General features: G+C 68.2%; 16 protein-coding genes. 5 read left to right on the top strand and 11 right to left on the bottom strand.

Going from position 1 to position 16,894, the window contains the following annotated elements:
- Positions 1-1,258 (top strand): penicillin-binding transpeptidase domain-containing protein (locus AB1346_04015; GenBank protein ID MEW6719597.1); only part of this gene is annotated, 1,258 nt, incomplete at its 5' end.
- Between the two features lie 177 nt (positions 1,259-1,435).
- On the opposite strand, the gene AB1346_04010 is transcribed toward AB1346_04015, so the two are convergent.
- Genes AB1346_04010 through AB1346_03985 form a run of 6 tightly spaced genes read right to left on the bottom strand, consistent with a single transcriptional unit; the run spans position 1,436 to position 9,163 of the window.
- The gene (locus tag AB1346_04010) at positions 1,436-2,179 is read right to left on the bottom strand and encodes a methyltransferase domain-containing protein (GenBank protein ID MEW6719596.1); all 744 of its coding nucleotides are present in this window, start codon (positions 2,177-2,179) and stop codon (positions 1,436-1,438) included.
- A gap of 7 nt (positions 2,180-2,186) precedes the next feature.
- Positions 2,187-3,635, bottom strand: coding sequence for an RtcB family protein (locus AB1346_04005; protein MEW6719595.1), 1,449 nt, complete (start codon positions 3,633-3,635; stop codon positions 2,187-2,189).
- A gap of 38 nt (positions 3,636-3,673) precedes the next feature.
- Positions 3,674-4,093 carry an archease gene (locus AB1346_04000; GenBank protein ID MEW6719594.1) on the bottom strand — a complete coding sequence of 140 codons (420 nt, stop codon included), beginning with the start codon at positions 4,091-4,093 and terminating at the stop codon, positions 3,674-3,676.
- Positions 4,090-4,827 carry a metallophosphoesterase family protein gene (locus AB1346_03995; GenBank protein MEW6719593.1) on the bottom strand — a complete coding sequence of 246 codons (738 nt, stop codon included), beginning with the start codon at positions 4,825-4,827 and terminating at the stop codon, positions 4,090-4,092. Before AB1346_03995 ends, AB1346_04000 begins: the two co-directional genes overlap by 4 nt.
- Positions 4,824-6,125, bottom strand: a complete 1,302-nt coding sequence (locus AB1346_03990; GenBank protein MEW6719592.1) for a hypothetical protein — start codon at positions 6,123-6,125, stop codon at positions 4,824-4,826. Before AB1346_03990 ends, AB1346_03995 begins: the two co-directional genes overlap by 4 nt.
- Positions 6,110-9,163, bottom strand: a complete 3,054-nt coding sequence (locus tag AB1346_03985; GenBank protein MEW6719591.1) for an acyl-CoA dehydratase activase — start codon at positions 9,161-9,163, stop codon at positions 6,110-6,112. Before AB1346_03985 ends, AB1346_03990 begins: the two co-directional genes overlap by 16 nt.
- Before the next feature lie 259 nt (positions 9,164-9,422).
- Between AB1346_03985 and tatB the strand changes: the two genes are divergently transcribed.
- The 4 genes from tatB to AB1346_03965 are packed head-to-tail and all read left to right on the top strand — an operon-like array spanning position 9,423 to position 12,411.
- Positions 9,423-9,725 carry a Sec-independent protein translocase protein TatB gene (gene tatB / locus AB1346_03980; GenBank protein MEW6719590.1) on the top strand — a complete coding sequence of 101 codons (303 nt, stop codon included), beginning with the start codon at positions 9,423-9,425 and terminating at the stop codon, positions 9,723-9,725.
- A gap of 6 nt (positions 9,726-9,731) precedes the next feature.
- Positions 9,732-10,490, top strand: coding sequence for a twin-arginine translocase subunit TatC (tatC, locus tag AB1346_03975; GenBank protein MEW6719589.1), 759 nt, complete (start codon positions 9,732-9,734; stop codon positions 10,488-10,490).
- Between the two features lie 56 nt (positions 10,491-10,546).
- Positions 10,547-11,116 carry a hypoxanthine phosphoribosyltransferase gene (hpt, locus tag AB1346_03970; GenBank protein ID MEW6719588.1) on the top strand — a complete coding sequence of 190 codons (570 nt, stop codon included), beginning with the start codon at positions 10,547-10,549 and terminating at the stop codon, positions 11,114-11,116.
- A complete protein-coding gene (locus AB1346_03965; GenBank protein MEW6719587.1) occupies positions 11,113-12,411 on the top strand; it encodes a zinc-ribbon domain-containing protein in 1,299 nt (432 codons plus the stop codon). The genes hpt and AB1346_03965 overlap by 4 nt, the downstream gene beginning before the upstream one ends.
- Positions 12,412-12,475: 64 nt before the next feature.
- Here the strand turns inward: AB1346_03965 and tatA are convergent, their stop codons facing one another.
- The 5 genes from tatA to AB1346_03940 all read right to left on the bottom strand — a co-directional run.
- Positions 12,476-12,688 (bottom strand): twin-arginine translocase TatA/TatE family subunit, encoded by a 213-nt coding sequence (gene tatA, locus AB1346_03960; GenBank protein ID MEW6719586.1) that lies wholly within the window; start codon positions 12,686-12,688, stop codon positions 12,476-12,478.
- A 71-nt stretch (positions 12,689-12,759) separates the two neighbouring features.
- Positions 12,760-13,761, bottom strand: a complete 1,002-nt coding sequence (locus AB1346_03955) for a 3-dehydroquinate synthase II (GenBank protein MEW6719585.1) — start codon at positions 13,759-13,761, stop codon at positions 12,760-12,762.
- On the bottom strand, positions 13,758-14,561 hold the full coding sequence (locus tag AB1346_03950) for a 2-amino-3,7-dideoxy-D-threo-hept-6-ulosonate synthase (protein ID MEW6719584.1): 804 nt from the start codon (positions 14,559-14,561) through the stop codon (positions 13,758-13,760). The genes AB1346_03955 and AB1346_03950 overlap by 4 nt, the downstream gene beginning before the upstream one ends.
- A 42-nt stretch (positions 14,562-14,603) precedes the next feature.
- The gene (locus tag AB1346_03945; protein ID MEW6719583.1) at positions 14,604-16,175 is read right to left on the bottom strand and encodes a PilT/PilU family type 4a pilus ATPase; all 1,572 of its coding nucleotides are present in this window, start codon (positions 16,173-16,175) and stop codon (positions 14,604-14,606) included.
- Between the two features lie 62 nt (positions 16,176-16,237).
- The coding region (locus AB1346_03940) for a DUF2400 family protein (protein MEW6719582.1) at positions 16,238-16,894 on the bottom strand (657 nt) is incomplete at its 5' end.

Here is a 16,894-nt window from a genome sequence, read left to right as displayed (position 1 = left end):
GTACCGGACCCGCATTGTGCTGGCGCCCCCCACGAGCTTCCGGTCGAAGGCGGCCTACTTCCTCGAATACGTCCGCCTGTACCTCCAGGACCGCTACGGGGCGGAGACGGTCAACCGGACCGAGCTGAAGATCTACACGACCATCGACGGCCGGCTCCAGGAAGCGGCCACGGACGCATTGAAGGACGGTGTGGCGCGGATGGAGGAGCGGAACGGCTACAAGGGGCTCCAGGGCGCCCTCCTGTGCATGGACCCCGACACGGGCGGCGTCCTGGCGATGGTGGGGGGAGTCGACTTCGCCGCGTCGCAGTTCAACCGGGCGCTGCAGGCGAGGCGGCAGCCGGGATCGGCCTTCAAGCCGATCATCTACGGGGCCGCGATCGACAAGGGGAAGACGGTGGTCGCCACCGCCTACGATTCCCCGATCGAGTTCGAGATGAACGATAAGGATATGTGGAAGCCGAAGAACTACGACGGGACGTTCCTCGGCCCCATCCCGCTGCTGGAAGCGTTGGCGAAGTCGAGGAACCTGGCGACCGTCCGCCTGCTGAACGAGATCGGCGTGGACACGGCGATCCGGATGGCGCAGGAGCTCGGGATCCAGTCGCCGCTCGAGCGGAACCTTTCCATCGCGCTGGGCTCGTCCGGCGTCACGCCGCTCGAGCTCGTCACGGCCTATTCGACCTTCGCCAACGGGGGACATCGGCCGACGCCGTTCTTCATCCGGGAAGTCCAGGATGCCGACGGGAACATCCTGGAGCGGGCGGAGCCCCGGACCGTCCCCGTGATCTCTCCCGAAACGGCGTACCTGACGATCCGGCTGATGCAGGAAGTCCTGCGCAGCGGGACCGGCGTCTCCGCCCGGGAGCTGTCGCCGAACCTCGCGGGGAAGACCGGCACGACGAACGAGAACACGGACGCCTGGTTCGTCGGCGGATTGCCGGACGTGATGACCGCGGTCTGGGTGGGGTTCGACACGCCGTCGTCGCTGGGGGACCGGCAATCGGCCGCCTCGGTGGCGCTGCCGGTATGGAAGACCTTCATGCAGAAAGCTCTGGCGTACTATCCCGACCGGGAGTTCCCGGTGCCTGCGGGCGTCACGTTCGCCCGGGTGGACCCGGCGTCCGGCAAGGCGCTTCCGCCGGACGACAACGGCGGGATGGTCCTCCCGTTCAAGCTGGGGACGATCCCCGAATTGGGCCGGCCCGCGGCGGGCGCCCCTTCCCCGCGCAGAGGCGGAGCGGACGACCTGCTTTAATCGAGCGGCGCGGCTTTTCCGCATCGGAAGCCGATTCGCGATAATCCGGGACAGAGGGGGACATACTTCGCTTCATTCCGGGGGGAAAGGGGAAGTGTGTCCCCCGCCAGTCACGGTACGCTAAGAGTGTCCCCCTCTGTTGCTCCGACCGTATGGTGGTGATCGCCGCCTGCGGCATCAATCCCTGGCGGCAATTACCACCATCCGGTCCGCCCCGCGGGTGAACGGCCCCCCTTCGAGGGAGCCGTGGATGGCGCGGATGCGCATCCCCGCTTTCCGAAGCATCGCGCAGAGCTCCGCTTCCGAGTAGATCCGGACGTCGAACCTGGAGGAGATCCGGATCCCGTCCGGTCGGGTCAGCTCGTGCTCGGCGTGGGCGCGGCACGTTGCGCGGTCGAAGCGGACGCGCATGCGCAGCTTTCCCGACGGGACCGTGACCGTCTTCTCGTGGTCCTCCTCGCCGGCGAGCCCCTTCTGCGCGTTGCGCAGGTCGAGGAGCAGCGCGCCGCCCGGCTTCAGGCTGCGCGCGACGTTCCGGAGCACCCTGGCGTTCTCCTCGTCGCAGAAGAAGCCGAAGGAGGTGAACAGCGAGAGGCAGGCGTCGTACCGGTCGGGGCGGACGAACTGCCGCATGTCCTCGCGGACCCACTCCACGGAGACGTTCTCGCGCCCCGCCCGTTCCTGCGCCAGCCGGAGCATCTTTTCGGAGATGTCGACCCCCGTCACGCGGTATCCCCGGCGGGAAAGCGGGATCGCGTGCCGCCCCCGGCCGCAGCCGAGGTCGACGACATGGGAGCCCGGGGGGATCGACAGGAGCTCCACGATCCGGGCGACTTCCTCCTCCGGGTCCTGCTCCAGGGGACCGAACAAATCCGGGTAGCGCTCGTCGAAGATCGTCTCGTACCACGGCCGGATCGTCATGGGAACGTCATCCCTTGACCACGGCCACCGGCTTCAGCCGGGCCACCTTCCGCGCGATCCCCGCGCGGTCCACCACGTCCACCACGGATCCGACCTCCTTGTACGCCTCCGGGATCTCCTCGGCGAGCACCCTGCGGGAGGTGCAGGCCACGAGGACGTTGCGCTTCGCCATCTCGTCGAACACCGACCTTCCGCGCAGGCTCTGGACCGCCGCCTTGCGGCTCAGCCGCCGCCCCGCCCCGTGGCACGTGGACCCGAACGACCGCTGCATCGCGCCGGGCGCGCCCGCGAGGACGAAGGAGCTCCGCCCCATGTCGCCCGGGATGAAAACCGGCTGGCCGACCTCCCGGTACTCCGGCGGGATCTCGGGATGTTCCGGCGGAAACGCCCGCGTCGCCCCCTTCCGGTGGACGAGCACGTTCCGGAGCTTCCCGTCGACCTCGTACCGCTCGAACTTCGCGTTGTTGTGCCCCACGTCGTAGACGACGCGGATCCCGGCGTCCCGGGGGGAGATGGACAGCGTCTTCAGCACGGTCTCCCGCGTCTGGTGCCCCAGGAGCTGGCGGTTGTTGAACGCGTAGTTCGCCGCGGCGGCCAGGGCGGACAGGTACCGCTTTCCCTCGCCGGACGCGATGTGGGCGCAGGCGAGCTGGCGGTCGGGAACGGAGAGCCGCTCCTTCCGCATGTAGGCGCCCATCACGTCGAGGTAGTCGTCGCAGACCTGGTACCCCAGCCCGCGCGACCCCGAATGGATGAAGAAGACCGCCTGCCCGCGGAACAGCCCGAACGCTTCGGCCGCTTCGGGGAAGAAGACCTCCTCCACCTCGTCGACCTCCAGGAAATGATTCCCCGCGCCGAGGGTGCCGAGCTGGTCCGTTCCCCGCTTCTTCGCGAAGTCCGACACGGCGTCCGGGTCGGCGCCGGGATACCTGCCGCCGCTCTCCGTGCGCTCCACGTCCTCCGCGGAGGCGAACCCGCGCGAGAGCGCCCAGCGCGTTCCCTCGGACAGGACCTTCTCCATGTCCTTCGCGGACAGCCGGACGAATCCCGTCGAGCCCACCCCGGACGGCACCTCCCGGTGCAGCGCCGCGACCAGCTCGGGGAGCCGGGGACGAAGATCGGCGACCGTGAGGTTCGAGCGCATCAGCCGGACGCCGCAGTTGATGTCGTATCCGACGCCGCCCGGAGAGATCACCCCCTCGTCGACGTCCATGGCGGCCACCCCGCCGATGGGGAAGCCGTATCCCCAATGGATGTCGGGCATGCCGATGCTGCGGGAGAGGATTCCGGGAAGGTGGGCGACGTTGATGACCTGCCGGAGCGCCTGGTCCCGGACGATGTCCTCCATCATCTCGCGGGAGGCGAACACGAGTCCCGGCACGAGCATCCCGCCCGACCGCGGGATTTCCCACTCCGTATCCGAAAGCTGCTTGAGAGAGACGTCCTCGAACCGCACGGCGCCCTCCTGCCCCCGCATCCGGGGGCCCGAGGGGGTTACACGTCCAGAAGGAAGCGGGCCGTGTATCCCGGGGGCCCGCATTCGACGGTCAGGGCGTGGGCCGTGACCGCCTTGATCTCCCTCGACACGACATGGCGGGAGGCGTCCGACGGTTCCCCCTCGACGCTCAATACGAGATTTTCACCTTCCATGTTAGCATCCGCGTCCCGCACCAGGTACCTGTCGAGGGAAAAGAGAAGAAGCGCCCGGCGGAGGACCGAGAGGAGCAGCTCTTCCGGAGAGCCGGGAGGGAAGGAGACGGCGCGCCGCTCGACGCGCCGCACCCTCCGCCGGTCCGTCAACAGGGAAAAGACCGCTTCCACGGAGCGCGCGCACAGGGAGGGGAAATCGGGAGCGCGGACCTCGACCCGCAGATCCGCGGTGTGGGGGAGAAGGCGGAAAGCCGCGCGCCTCACGTTCCGTCCCGGAGCCGGTCGGCGAAGAACGGGGGGAGCCCCGCGGCGAGAACCTTCGCCTGAGCCGCCTCGATGTCGTACGGCACGCGGATCCACTCGACCTCCCGCCGGTCCGCGTCGTATATCAGGAAGGAGGCGTCGGGATTCCCGTCGCGCGGCTGCCCGACGCTGCCGGGATTGAGGAGCGCCCGCTCCCCCTTCGAAAGGCGCAGCTTCCCCGGAGACACGTGCACGACGCCCCCGCCCGCGCGGCGCACGAACCCTCCCGCCACGTGGGTGTGCCCGAAGAAGACGGGGCCGTCCACCGCGGCGCAGGACGGCGACTCCATCTCCTCGATGGCCTGGTCGATCGAGTAGACGTACCGGTCGGGATCGTCCACGGAGCCGTGGACCAGCTTTGCGGGTCCTTCCGCGTTCAGGCGGGACGGAAGCGCCGCCAGGTAGAGCCGGCTCGGTTCGGAAATGCGCTCCCGCGACCAGAGCGCGGCCGTGCGGGCCGCCTCGTGGAAATCCAGCCCGGAGGCGCGGCCGCACGCGACGGCGTCGTGGTTCCCGCACACCCCGCCCGCCGCGCGCTCCATGGCCCACCGGACGCAGAATTCCGGCTCGGCGTTGTATCCCACGAGGTCGCCGAGGTGGTACACCCGGTCGGGACGGCGCGCCTCCAGCTCCCGCAGGACCGCCCGGAGCGCGTCCCCGTTCGCATGGAGGTCGGAAAGGACGGCGATCTTCACCGTTTCACCGCGTCCTTCCCCATCCCGGGGGGGAGGACGCGGCCGATCCGCTTCCTCGCGGAGTACTCCCGCACGAGGTCCATGAAGATGTCGAGCTCGTACCGGCGGTCCTTCTGCGTCCCGTCGTAGTAAAGCACCCGCACGGGGAAGCCGTCGCAGTCGCGCGACAGGCGGGGATAGACCGCCTCGGAGACGATGCCGTTCATGCAGGAAAACGGGTTGATGTCGAGCACGCCGTCCGCTCCCTTGCCGAAGAGGTACACCGATTTGGCCACCGACAGGAGCATCTCGCCCAGCGCGCCTTCGGGCAGAAGGTACGGCCTGGCCAGCTCGAGGATCTCCCGGATGTCGTGCGGCTCCTCGTACCCCCGGAAATCGGTCCCGAACACGGAGGACAGATCCATCTCGTCCCGATGCTGGAAGTGCCATTTCAGCTTCGCCCCGAACATCTCCATCGTCAAGTGCTTCCGGAACCGCTTCAGCCGCCGGATATGGTTCGCGTTGGTGTACCAGAGCCACTCGCTGACGTCCGAGATCCAGCACTCGCCGCCCGCCTCCTCGACCTTGCGCACCACGTCGTCGTTGCTGAAGCGGTTGAGGCGGCAGAAGATCTCCCCCACGATCCCCACCAGCGGCCTGGGGACGGAGAGATCGGCCGGCACCGCGTGGAGCAGCGCGCGCCCCGCCGCCAGCGCCTTCTTCATCCGCTCCATCCGGTCCGAACTCCCCTTCCCCCGGACCTCGACGGCTTCGCAGAAGCCGGAAAGCGCCTCCCGGTACGCCGCGTCCGCCGCCCCCTTCACGGTCTCGTAGGGGCGGATACGCAGCAGGAGCTTGGTGAGCTGCTCGGCGCCCACCATGGCCCGCCACGCCGTGCGCAGCAGCTCGTCCGCGTGGTCGCCGATGCCGCTGTAGCCGTCCTTGCAGGTCGGCGAGACGACCAGGACGCCGCCGTATCCCATCTCCCCCAGGACTCCCTTGATGTACGGCCCGTACTGCCCGAAGCGGCAGGGGCCGTCCGAGGTCGGCATGAGGAGAGCCATCCGGTCGGGGGAGACCTTCCCGTGCACCAGGAGCTTGAGGGTGTCCCCCAGGGTGATCTTCAGCGGCAGGCACTCCTCGCCCGAGGAATGGCGCCCTCCCAGGAGCAGCGTTTCGTCGTCGGAGGGCGGCATCGCCTCCGCACGGATCCCGACCGACCGGAACGCCGAGGCGATGGCCCGCACGCCGGCATCCGTCATCGGGTGGATGTAGACCGTCCTGCCGGACAGCGGAGAGCCGCTCACGGCTTCGCCCATGGGCGGAGAACCCCCTTGCTGTCGAGATAGGCTTCGCACCGGGTCATGTACCCGGCGTCGTTGCCGTGGCCGTCGAACTGCAGCGTCAGGTACGGCGCGCCCGACGCCCTCGTGATGAAGTGCCGCACGAAGGAGTCGGGGCCGCACTTGAAGTTGGTGACGTAGATCGTGTGGAACTTCGGGTGGCTCCGGCACCACTTCGCGGCCGCGATGATCTTGCGGCCGTAATTCCAGAACATGTTCTCGTTCACGTCGCGGATGTCGATATCGTCGACCGGGAGGAAGTCGATCGGCACCACGTTCGCGCCGTACTGGTCGCGCAGTTTCGCGGGGATGTTCAGGTTGATGTCCCGGTCGTAGAGGTTGTACGGCCTCCCGAGAAGGACGATCGCGTCCGCCCCGGCCTGCGCGATCCGCTCCACGGCGTCCTTCCCCGCGGCGTGCAGGAAGACCCCGAGCTTCGCCTGCTCCCGGTACCCCTCGCGGATCCCCTCGCGGATCTCCCTGCGCGACACGCCCAGCGGGCCGAAGCAGTCGTGCAGGTCCTCCACCAGGTAGTCCTCGCCGTCGCGGAACCGGATGGTCGGGGACAGCAGCTTCTGCCGGAGCTCCTTCTCCCATTTGGGAACGCCGGCGATCACGAACGGGAGCGTCTGCCCCCACGGGCAGAAGTGCGATTCCGTGTGCGTGTGCGCCGTCTCCGAGTTGATCTGGTTCGGCAGGAACAGGAAATCGATCCCGGCGTCGAGCAGCGCCGACACGTGCCCGTGGGCGACCTGGATGGGATAGCACGGCTCGGCCACGGTGCGCTCGAGCCCCTCGCGCGCGATCGCCTTGTCCGTCCGGGGGGACACCTTTACCCCGAAGCCCATGCGGGAGAGGAGCGCCCTCCAGAAGGGGAACCGCTCGTAGAAGTACATCGCGCGGGGGAAGCCGACGGTGCCCCGCGGCCCTCTTTCCGGAGTCTCCTCCACCGCCCGGTCGAACCAGGCGGTCCGCTTCCCCACGAGGTCCTCGATCACCGGACGGGCGTCGGTCCGGGCGGGCTTGCGGAACTTCTCGGAGCACTTGTCGCCCCAGTAGGTCCGGCTCTCGCCGATCCGGATCTCCTGCATGTCGCAGCAGTTGCTGCACCCCCTGCAGACGAACTCCCGCCGCCGGTAGTCGACTTTCGACAGGTCGAAGCCGCGGAACTTCGTCGCCTCACCGGTGGCCCGGATCCGGTCGCGCGCCAGGAGCGCCATCCCGATCGCACCGATCACGCCGTTGTGCGGCGGAACGATGATCTTCCGGCCGAGCACCTGCGAGAAGGCCGCGGCCACCGCGTCGTTGTAGGCCGTGCCGCCCTGGAAGTAGATCGTCTCGCCGATCTTCCGCCCCCGCACGACGCGGTTCAGGTAGTTCATCACCACGGAGTAGGCCAGCCCCGCGACGAGGTCGTCCTTCCGCGCGCCCCGGTTAAGGTAGTTGTTCAGGTCCTGCTCCATGAAGACGGTGCACCGCTCCCCCATGCGGACCGGCGCCGCGGAGGAGAGCGCCAGCTCCGCGAACTCCCCCTTGATCCGGATCCCCAGCCGCTCCGCCTGCTCCTCGAGGAACGAGCCGGTGCCCGCGGCGCACGCGTCGTTCATGGCGAAATCGGTGACGACGCCGTTGTCCAGCCCGATGTACTTGGAATCCTGCCCGCCGATCTCGAAGATGGTATCCACGGGGACGCCGAAGAACCGGTCGGCGATGAACGTGGACCCGGTTTTATGCGCGGTGATCTCGTCCTGGACGGTGTCGGCGCCGACCAGCTCGCCGATCAGCTCGCGGCCCGAGCCGGTGGTCCCCACGCCGCGGATCCGGACCCCGTCGCCGAACTCGTCCTGGAGCTCCTTCAGGCCGTCGGTCACCACCTGGACGGGCCGTCCCTGGGTGCGGACGTAGATCTCCTTGAGCAAATTTCCCTGCCGGTCGAGCAGGACGAAGTTCGTGGAAACGGAGCCGATGTCGATCCCCAGGAAGACCTCGGGCCTGCCGGCAGGCGGCGGCGCCGGCCGCACGCGGTCCCGGAGGAACACGACGTTCTCCGTGGTGAGAGGAGGCCATGAGGGGAACGGCTGCTCCCCGGTCTCATCGCCTCCGGTCCGCTCGACGGACGCGCGGCAGCTCCCCCGCTCCCGGTCCGCCTCCGAGGCCGACATCGCGGCGCCGAGCGCCCCCATATGGGCGTATCCCTTCGGGAGCACCGTCTGCCCCGCTTCGAGGCCGAAAACGTCCCCGATCGCCCGGACCACGCCGGTATTCCCGAAGAGGCCGCCGACCAGCGCGATCGCCGGGACGGGGTCCTTCCCCTTGTTGATGTTGCTCTTGAAATTGCGAGCCACCGCCTCGCAGAGGCCCTTGAGGATCTCCTCCGGGGAATACCCCTTCTGCTGCGCGTGGATCATGTCGGTCTTGGCGAAAACCGAGCAGCGCCCCGCGATCCGCGCGGCGCTGGCCGCCTGGGCCACCATGTCCCCGATGGTCTCCACCTCGATCTTCATCCGGTGGGCCTGCTGGTCGATGAACGACCCGGTGCCCGCCGCGCAGTCGCCGTTGGAGTCGTAGTCCCGGATGGTCAGGGCCCCGTCCCTGCCCGCGGGCTCGAGGCGGATGACCTTCGCGTTTTCTCCGCCCATCTCGAAGATCGTGCGGACCTCCGGATGGGAGGCCGTCACGGCCTTCACCAGGCAACGGAAATCGTTCTCGTAGACTCCGCCGACCCGCGGCGCCAACTGGCGCCCGCTCCTCCCGGTGATCGAAATCCCGGCGATCCGGTCCTCTCCCAGGACATCGATCCATCGCCGGAGCCGCTCGGGGACCTTCCGCATCGGATCGCCCAGGATCCGGTCGTAGGAGAGGACGTATCCTCTCCCCGCCGCTCCCAGGGCCACCGGCTCGGGGGAGAGGAACTTCGCCAGGACCTCCGCGGGCGGATTGTCTTCCCCGTTTTCGAGGAACAGGGCGAACTTCATGCTGATCGAGCCGACATCGATGCCGAGGAACATCGTCATCCTCTCATGAACCGGCGTGGATTCCTGCGGGGAACAGGAAAATACCTTCAATAGCCGTGCCGGATACGATGCCGTTTCGAATCGGCGACTTGCGCGTTCCCGTCCACTCCCCCCGCCGCCGCCCGATCCCCGATCGGATATCCCCTTATCCGATCGGATATCCCCCTTCCCATTCTCCTTCCCCGCCGTGGACTTGCCGCGCACGCGAAGTATAATGTGGGTTACGATTCCCCCAGACGCTGCTCGACGAGAGGAATGCATGTTCGGCATCGGCTTCCAGGAGATGATCATCATCCTTGTCGTGGTCCTGATCGTCTTCGGACCGAAACGTCTGCCCGACCTGGCCAAGAGCCTGGGGAAAGGGATCGCGGAGTTCAAGAAGGCGTCCGAGGAAGTCAAGAAAGGGATCGAGGAGGCGGTGAAGGAGGAAGAGACGGCGCAGGAGGAAGAGCCGCCGAAGGGCGCGGAGCCGCCGCAGCCGCAGATCCCTCCCAAGGAGCCGGATGCCCCCGCGCCGCCCGCCGGAACGGAACAGGCGCCTCCCCCGCCGCGGCAGGACTGACGCCCCTTGGAGACGCCGCAGGAAGAGATCCGCCAGCCCATCACCGAGCACCTCGAAGAACTCCGCTCCCGGCTGCTCCGCTCGCTGATCGCCTTCGGCGTCGCCACCGCGCTGTGCTACAACTTCTCCGCGGAGATCTACCGGGAGCTCCTCCGGCCGGTGACCGGGGCGCTGCCGGCGGACTCCCGCATGATATTCACCGAGCTCACCGAAGCGTTCCTCACCTATTTCAAGCTGGCGCTGTGGGGGGGATTCGTCCTCGCCTCCCCCGTCATCTTCTACCAGGTGTGGCGGTTCGTCAGCCCTGGCCTGTACTCCAAGGAAAGAAAGCTCGTCGTCATGTTCGCATTCTGGACGACCCTCGGGATGCTGGCGGGGATGGCCTTCGCGTACTTCATCGCGGTCCCGTCGATCATGACCTTCTTCCTCTCCTTCGGGAGGAATGTCGTGGTCCCGATGCCGTCGATGAAGGAAACGCTCTCCCTGGTGCTGCGCCTCCTCCTGATCTTCGGCGTGATGTTCGAGCTGCCGCTCGTCCTGTACCTGGCGGGGCGCGGAGGGATCCTTTCCGCGTCATTCCTGCGGAAATGGCGCAAGGGCGCCATTCTGGGCGCGCTCCTTCTCGCCACCGTGCTCACGCCGCCCGACGTGGTGTCGCAGATCCTGGTCTCCGTCCCCATGTACGCGCTCTTCGAGCTGGGGATCCTCCTCTGCGCCCTCGGGGGACGGCGCAGGGAGGCCGCGCTGCGCGCCGCAACGTCTTGAGTCCGGGAAGGAAATTCCATATAGTCGGAGTCAGCCATCGGGGAGGGGACGACCTTTTGAGGCCAGGGAACGGTCTTCGCCGGCGGTACACCGAGGAGCAGATCCGCCGGAAGGTGACGGCGATCGCCCGCCGGATCGACCGCGCGTACGCCGACGCCGGGTCCGGGCTGCTCCTCGTCGGCGTGCTGAAGGGCTCCCTGTTCTTCCTCGCCGACCTGGCGCGCGAGATCACCGTGCCGGCCGTCATCGACTTCGTCCGGATGTCCAGTTACCGCGGGGGCACTATCCCCCGGGGAAAGGCGCGCCTCGCGCAGGACATCGAGACGGACGCGGCGGGGAAGCACGTCCTCGTGGTGGAGGAGATCGTCGACACGGGCCGGACCGTCCGCGCGCTGCGCCGGCATTTCGAGCGGAAGGGCCCGCGTTCGGTGCGTTTCTGCGCCCTCGTGGACAAGCGGACGCGCCGCGAGGCGGGCACCACCGTCGATTTCCCCGGCTTCCGCGCCGGAAGCGGGTTCCTCGTCGGTTACGGCATGGACTACGCCGACCTGGGCCGGGAATTGCCGCATATCTACGAATTGACCCAACGGAAACACGTCACACCAAGATCCGGAGGACGCGAATGATCATCGAGTGCAAGAGCTGCGGCGCACGGTTCCGTCTCGACGAAACGAAGATAAAGGGACGGGGCGCCCGCGTGAAATGCCGGAAGTGCGGGGACCAGATCGTCGTCCTCAAGGAACCGCCCGTCGAGGACATCGCGCCGCCTCCCGACAACCTGATACCCTTCCCCGGGCCGGCCGCGCGGCCGACGGAGGCCCCGGCGAAGGACGAGGTGGACCTCGCGTTCGAGGCGCTCCTCAGCGGGCCGCCTCCGGAGCCGCCCCCGGAACCGCCGAAGGAGGAGCCGCCCGCATGGGAGCCTCCGGCCGAAATCGCGTTCGAGCCTCCGGCGGAAATCGCGTTCGAGCCTCCGGCGGAGCTGGCCTTCGACGTACCGCCCGCGGAGGAACCCGCCGCTCCCCCGCCGGCGGACGCGGGATTCCTCGTCGGCGATTCGGAGACCGTCGAATACCTCCAGACGCAGGTGCGCGAGGCGGATATCGGTCAAGGGTCCGACATCTCTCTGTCGATCGCGGAAACGCCGGCGGCCGCCGAGCCTCCCCTCTCGCTCGAACCGACGTCCGTCGCCGCTCCACCGGACCGACACCTCCCTGCGCCGCGGGAAGAAGAGGAGATCGCCCTCCAGGGAAACGTCACGCCCGAGGCCGAGTCCCCGGAGATCGAGGCGCCGCCGTACCGGGAGGACGAGCCGCGGGAACTTTCCCCGGCCGCCGCGGCGGAACGGGAGCCGGCGCCGAGGCCCGCCGTCGAACGTCCGCCTCTCCGGATCGGGCGGATCGCAGGCATCCTCGCGCTGGCGGCCGTCCTCGGGGCGGCCGGTTTCTTCGGGCTCACCGGTCCGGGGAAGAAGGCGATCGGCGATCTGTTCCCCCGCATCGCGGCCCTGTTCGGCGGGACGGCGCCCGTCAAGGCGGAATCCCGGTACGAAGTGCGGGAGCGGATCCCGTACTACGTCAGCGGCGCCGCTTCTCCGCAGATCCTCGTCATCGAGGGGCAGGTGACCAATCTCTCCACGGCGGGGAAAAGCGGAATCCGGATCCATGCCTCGCTGCTGGACAATACCGGAAATGTCCTGATGGAACAGGCGGTTTTCGCCGGCAACACGATCTCCGCGGAAAAGCTCCAGGCTGCGGACCGTCCGACTCTCGAGAAGACGATGGCGAATCCGCTCGGGGAGCGGCTCGCGAACATGGACGTCGCTCCGGGGAAGGCGGTACCGTTCATGGTAATGTTCTTCGACGCCCCTCCCAGGGAGCAGATCGACAGCTACCGCCTGGAGGCGAAGGACGCGAACTGATGGAAGGGAAAAGGAGGGGGGGGAGCCTGCCCCCCCCTTTTAATCGCTGAAGCGGAAATCCCGGTTATTTCTTCCCTGAATCGTCGCCCCGCGGGGTGACGTCTATCTCATTCTTGCCCTTGCCGCTCCCGTCGCCCTTCTCTTCCTTCATCGACTTCTTGAAGTTCCGGATCCCCTCGCCGATTCCGGCGCCGAGCTGGGGCAGACGCCCCGCCCCGAAGATCAGCACAACGATCACGAGGATGATGAGGAGCTCCGGCAGACCCAGTCCGAACATGTTTCCCCCTTTCGGAAACCGCCTGCGACTCTACAATTATTAAGTTTACCGCGGTCCGGGTCGCGCAGCCGTTATTTTTCCCGGATCGTTTCCTCCACCGCAATGCCGAAGTGCCTGCCGGCGCGTCCTTCCATCAGCAGCACTTCGTCCCCGGCGCGGATCCGGGCGACCGAAGCGGCGGCCCCGCCCGGTCCCACGAGCCGGATCGTCTCTGCGTTCTGCAGTACGACGGAATGCTCCTCGCCGGACGGCGCGACGGCCCGGATCAGCAGGAGCGGGCGCCGCTCCACCTTCACGCGGCCGATGTACGCGATCTCGCCTTTCCCCGACTCGTCCACGAGCAGGACCTCGGAGCCCGAAGCCAGGTCGGACAGGTAGGCGGTGCGGCCTCCCGGGATGCGGCAGTACGAATGGACCGCCCCGGCGTTGACGCGGAACGGGCGGGGAAGGACGTACGGGTTGGGGACGTTCTCCGCGCACACCAGGAACAGCCCCGCGCTCCCGTTGCCGACCAGCATCCCCCGGCTCCCTTCGATCCACGTGCAGGTGTCCACGCACACCCGGTCGCCCATGCCCAGGGCGGCCACCTCGGTGACCTTCGCCGCGGCGAGGGCCACGTCCTCCGCGCGCGCCCCGGCGGCCCCGGCCAGCGCCCGAACCCCCGCGGGATCGGGGCTGTCGAGCACCAGCCCGTACACTCCCCGCTCCAGGACCCCCCGGTAGAGCGTCACGTCGGCCGGCGTCCTGGCCACGACGAGGATCGTCCGGCCCAGGGCGACCAGGTTCTCCAGCGGGATGATCTCCCCCTCACCGGGGTAGACCACCCAGGCGGCGCCCGGCGGGGAGGCGGCGATCCGCGCCTCGTCCTCCTTCCGCTCGATCCGGGTGACCCGGAAGTGGGTCCCCTCGCGGAGATCCCCGTCGGAGCAGATCGTCGTCACGCGTCCGAGCGCGCGTGCCTTTTCGGCGCAGCCGTCCGGCACCCACAGCGCATCCACTCCCGATTCGATGGCGGAAACCGCCGCCTCCTTGTCCCAGGGGACGATCCGCGCCCAGATCCGGGGGATGCTCAACGAGCCCTCGCCTTGGCCAGACCGATCGCCTCCTTGAGGGTGGCGTTCCCATGGACGATGGCCGCGATGGCCTTCACCATGGCGGATGGGGAACGGTGCTGGAAGACGTTGCGCCCGATCGACGCGCCCGCGCCTCCCGCCGCGACGGCGTCGTGGACCATGCGCAGCACGTCCTCGTCGCTCTCCATCTTCTCCCCGCCGGCGATGACCACGGGGGAGCCGCACCCCTCCGTGACCTCGCGGAACGTCTCCGGCGTACCCGTGTAGGGAACCTTCACGATGTCCGCCCCCATCTCCGCCCCGACGCGCGCGGCGTGGCGGATGTACCGGACGTCGTACTCGTTCCGGATCTTCGGCCCCCGCGTGTACATCATCGCCAGGAGCGGCATCCCCCACCGCTGGCACGCGCTCGAGACGCTGCCGAAGTCCCGCAGCATCTGCGCCTCGTCGTCGGCGCCCAGGTTCACGTGGATGGACACGGCGTCGGCCCCCATCTGGAGGGCGTCCTCCACGGTGGCGACCAGCACCTTCCGGTTGGAGTCCGGGGACAGGGTCGTGCTGGCCGAGAGGTGCAGGATGAGGCCCAGGTCCTTGCCGTACCCCCGGTGTCCGAACATGGCGGCCCCGCGATGCACGACCGCCGCGTTGGCGCCCCCCTCGGCGATCAGGTTCGCCGCCGGGGGGATCTGGATCAGCCCCGGGATCGGCCCGACCGTCACGCCGTGGTCCAGCGGCACGATCACCGTCCGCCGGGTGTTCCGGTCGAATATCCGCTCCAGCCGAATCTTCTTCCCGATCATTTCCGCTGCCGCCTCCCGCCCGGGTTCCCCCGCGCGCCGGGGTTATTTGAACGCTCCGCGGACCTTCAGAAGCTCGTTCAGGTAGTTCAGGTTGTCGGCGTACTTCAGCGCTTCCTCGTACTTCACCTTCCCGGCCGTGACCAGCTCCGCCAGCGTCCAGTCGATGGACACCAGCTCGTCGACGTTGGTCTGCATCATGCTGCGGAGCTGATGCACCTTGCCTTCCCGGATCGCGTTGCGGACACGGACCGATGTCGCCATCTTCTCCCACGCCAGGACCCTCCCGGAGCCGCCGGCGCGCCGCAGGAGCCGCTGGGAGAACACGAGCTGGAGGCACTCCGCGAGCTGGGAGCGGACCTGCTGCTGCTGGCCCGCCGGGAAGCCGTCGATGATCCGGTCCACCGCCGCGGTGGCGTTCAGGGAATGGAGCGTACCGATCACCAGGTGCCCCGTCTCCGCGGCGGTGAGCGCGATGGAGATGCTCTCGTAGTCCCGGAGCTCCCCGATCACGATGACGTCCGGATTCTGGCGGAAGATGTGGCGCAGGCCGTCGGCGAACGTGAGGGTGTCCGTGCCGACTTCGCGCTGATTGACGTTGGAGCTCTTGTGCCGGAAAGTGAACTCGACGGGGTCCTCGATCGTGATGATGTTCGCCTTCCGCTCGCGGTTGATCGTCTCCACCATCCACGCCATGGTGGTGGACTTCCCGTGCCCGTTGGGCCCGGTCACGAGGAGGAGCCCCTGGTTCTTCAGGGCGTACTCCTTCAGGAAATCCGGCAGCCCGAGATCCGCGGCCGAGGGGATCGACTCCGAGACGTGCCGGGCGGTGAAGGCGATGGAATTGCGCTGGCGGTAGAGGTTGCAGCGGAACCGCCCCACCCCGTGCAGGGAGAAGGCGAAGTCCAGCTCCATCCGCCCCTGGAAGGTCCGGCGCTGCTCCGGCGTGAGGATGGAGAAGATCATCTGCTCGATCTCGGCGGGCTTCATGGCCTGGATGTTGAGCCGGCGGATCTCGTTGTCCACCCGGATCGACGGGATGGCCCCCGCGGAGAGGTGCAGATCCTGCCCGTTCCACGCAAGGAGCAGGGAGAGCATGCCCGCGAGGTTGTTCTCGACGCGCGCGCCGCCCTTCGGGGGACCCGCCTCCTTCTCCAGCCGCAAGGGGACGATCCCGTACCCGTGAGCCTGGAAGAACGCCAGCGCCTGCTCGAACTGGGTGGCGGACAGGATCACCGCCTTGGTCCGGTGTCCCGAGCGGAATTCCACGTCCGAAAGCGCGGAGATGTCGGTGGGGTCCACCATCGCCACGACCAGGCTTTTCCCCTCGAAGCCGATCGGGAGCATCCGCCGGAGGCGGACCGTGTCCATGTTCACCAGCCGCTGCACGGCGACGGGCACCTCGACCTTCGTCAGGTTGACGTGCTGGAGCCCCATCTGCTCGGACAGCGCCTTGAGCAGGTCCCCCTCGGTGAGGAACCCGAGGCGGATCAGGTTCTCCCCCAGCGTTCCCCCGAGCTGGTTCTGGCTCCGGAGGGCATCGTTGAGCTGCTCCCGCTGGATGATGCCGGCGGAAACCAGGATCTCCCCGATTTTCAGCTTCTTTTCGGCCATCATTCGGTCTCCTGTCGGAACCGGGTGCAATGCGCGCGCGCCGATGCGCCGGATTTCGCCCCAATTTATCCCATCGGGCGAATCCCCGGCAAGTTTTTCCTCCTGCGGGAGCAGAGCGGGGCGAACGGGCAGGCGGAACAGATCCCCTTGCGGGGGCGGGTGCAGACCCGGAGGATCCCGAGCCGGGAGAGGGGATAGTCGAACGCCACCGGGTCTTCCGGCCGGACCGCCCGGAGGGCGGCCGTGATCTCCTCGGCCATGCGCCAGTCCCGGGTCCTGCGCCGGGTCAGCCCGATCCACTCCCCCATCCTCGCGATGTGCGTGTCGAGGGGGATGACGAGCTCCTTCGGGGTCACGGCCTTCCACAATCCGAGGTCCACTCCGTCCGTCTCCCGGACCACCCACCGCAGGAACAGGTTGTGCCGTTTGCAGGCGGAGCCGCGCTCGGGACGAGGGAAGAGGAAATCGCGCTGGCGCGGAAGGGCGCCTCCCCACCGTGCCCGGAACCATGCAAGAAAACGGGAGAGGTCGGCCCGCAGCTCCGGCGGCCCTCCTCCCCTCCCGTCGAGGTAGAGCCGCTCGAGCGCGCATTTCCCACCAGCGTCCGTAGCGAGGCGGTGGAGACGGGCGTGGCTACAAGGCGTCGCGACCGAGGGCCCCGGAGGCGCACTTGAAAGTGCGTCGAGGAGCCCGACCGAGCGCAACGCAGTAGACATGCCCGT

Source organism: Thermodesulfobacteriota bacterium, from assembly GCA_040758155.1.
Lineage (GTDB): Bacteria > Desulfobacterota > Deferrimicrobia > Deferrimicrobiales > Deferrimicrobiaceae > UBA2219.
The sequence above is the reverse complement of the archived record's forward strand: the minus strand, read 5'-3'. Positions and strand labels throughout refer to the sequence as shown.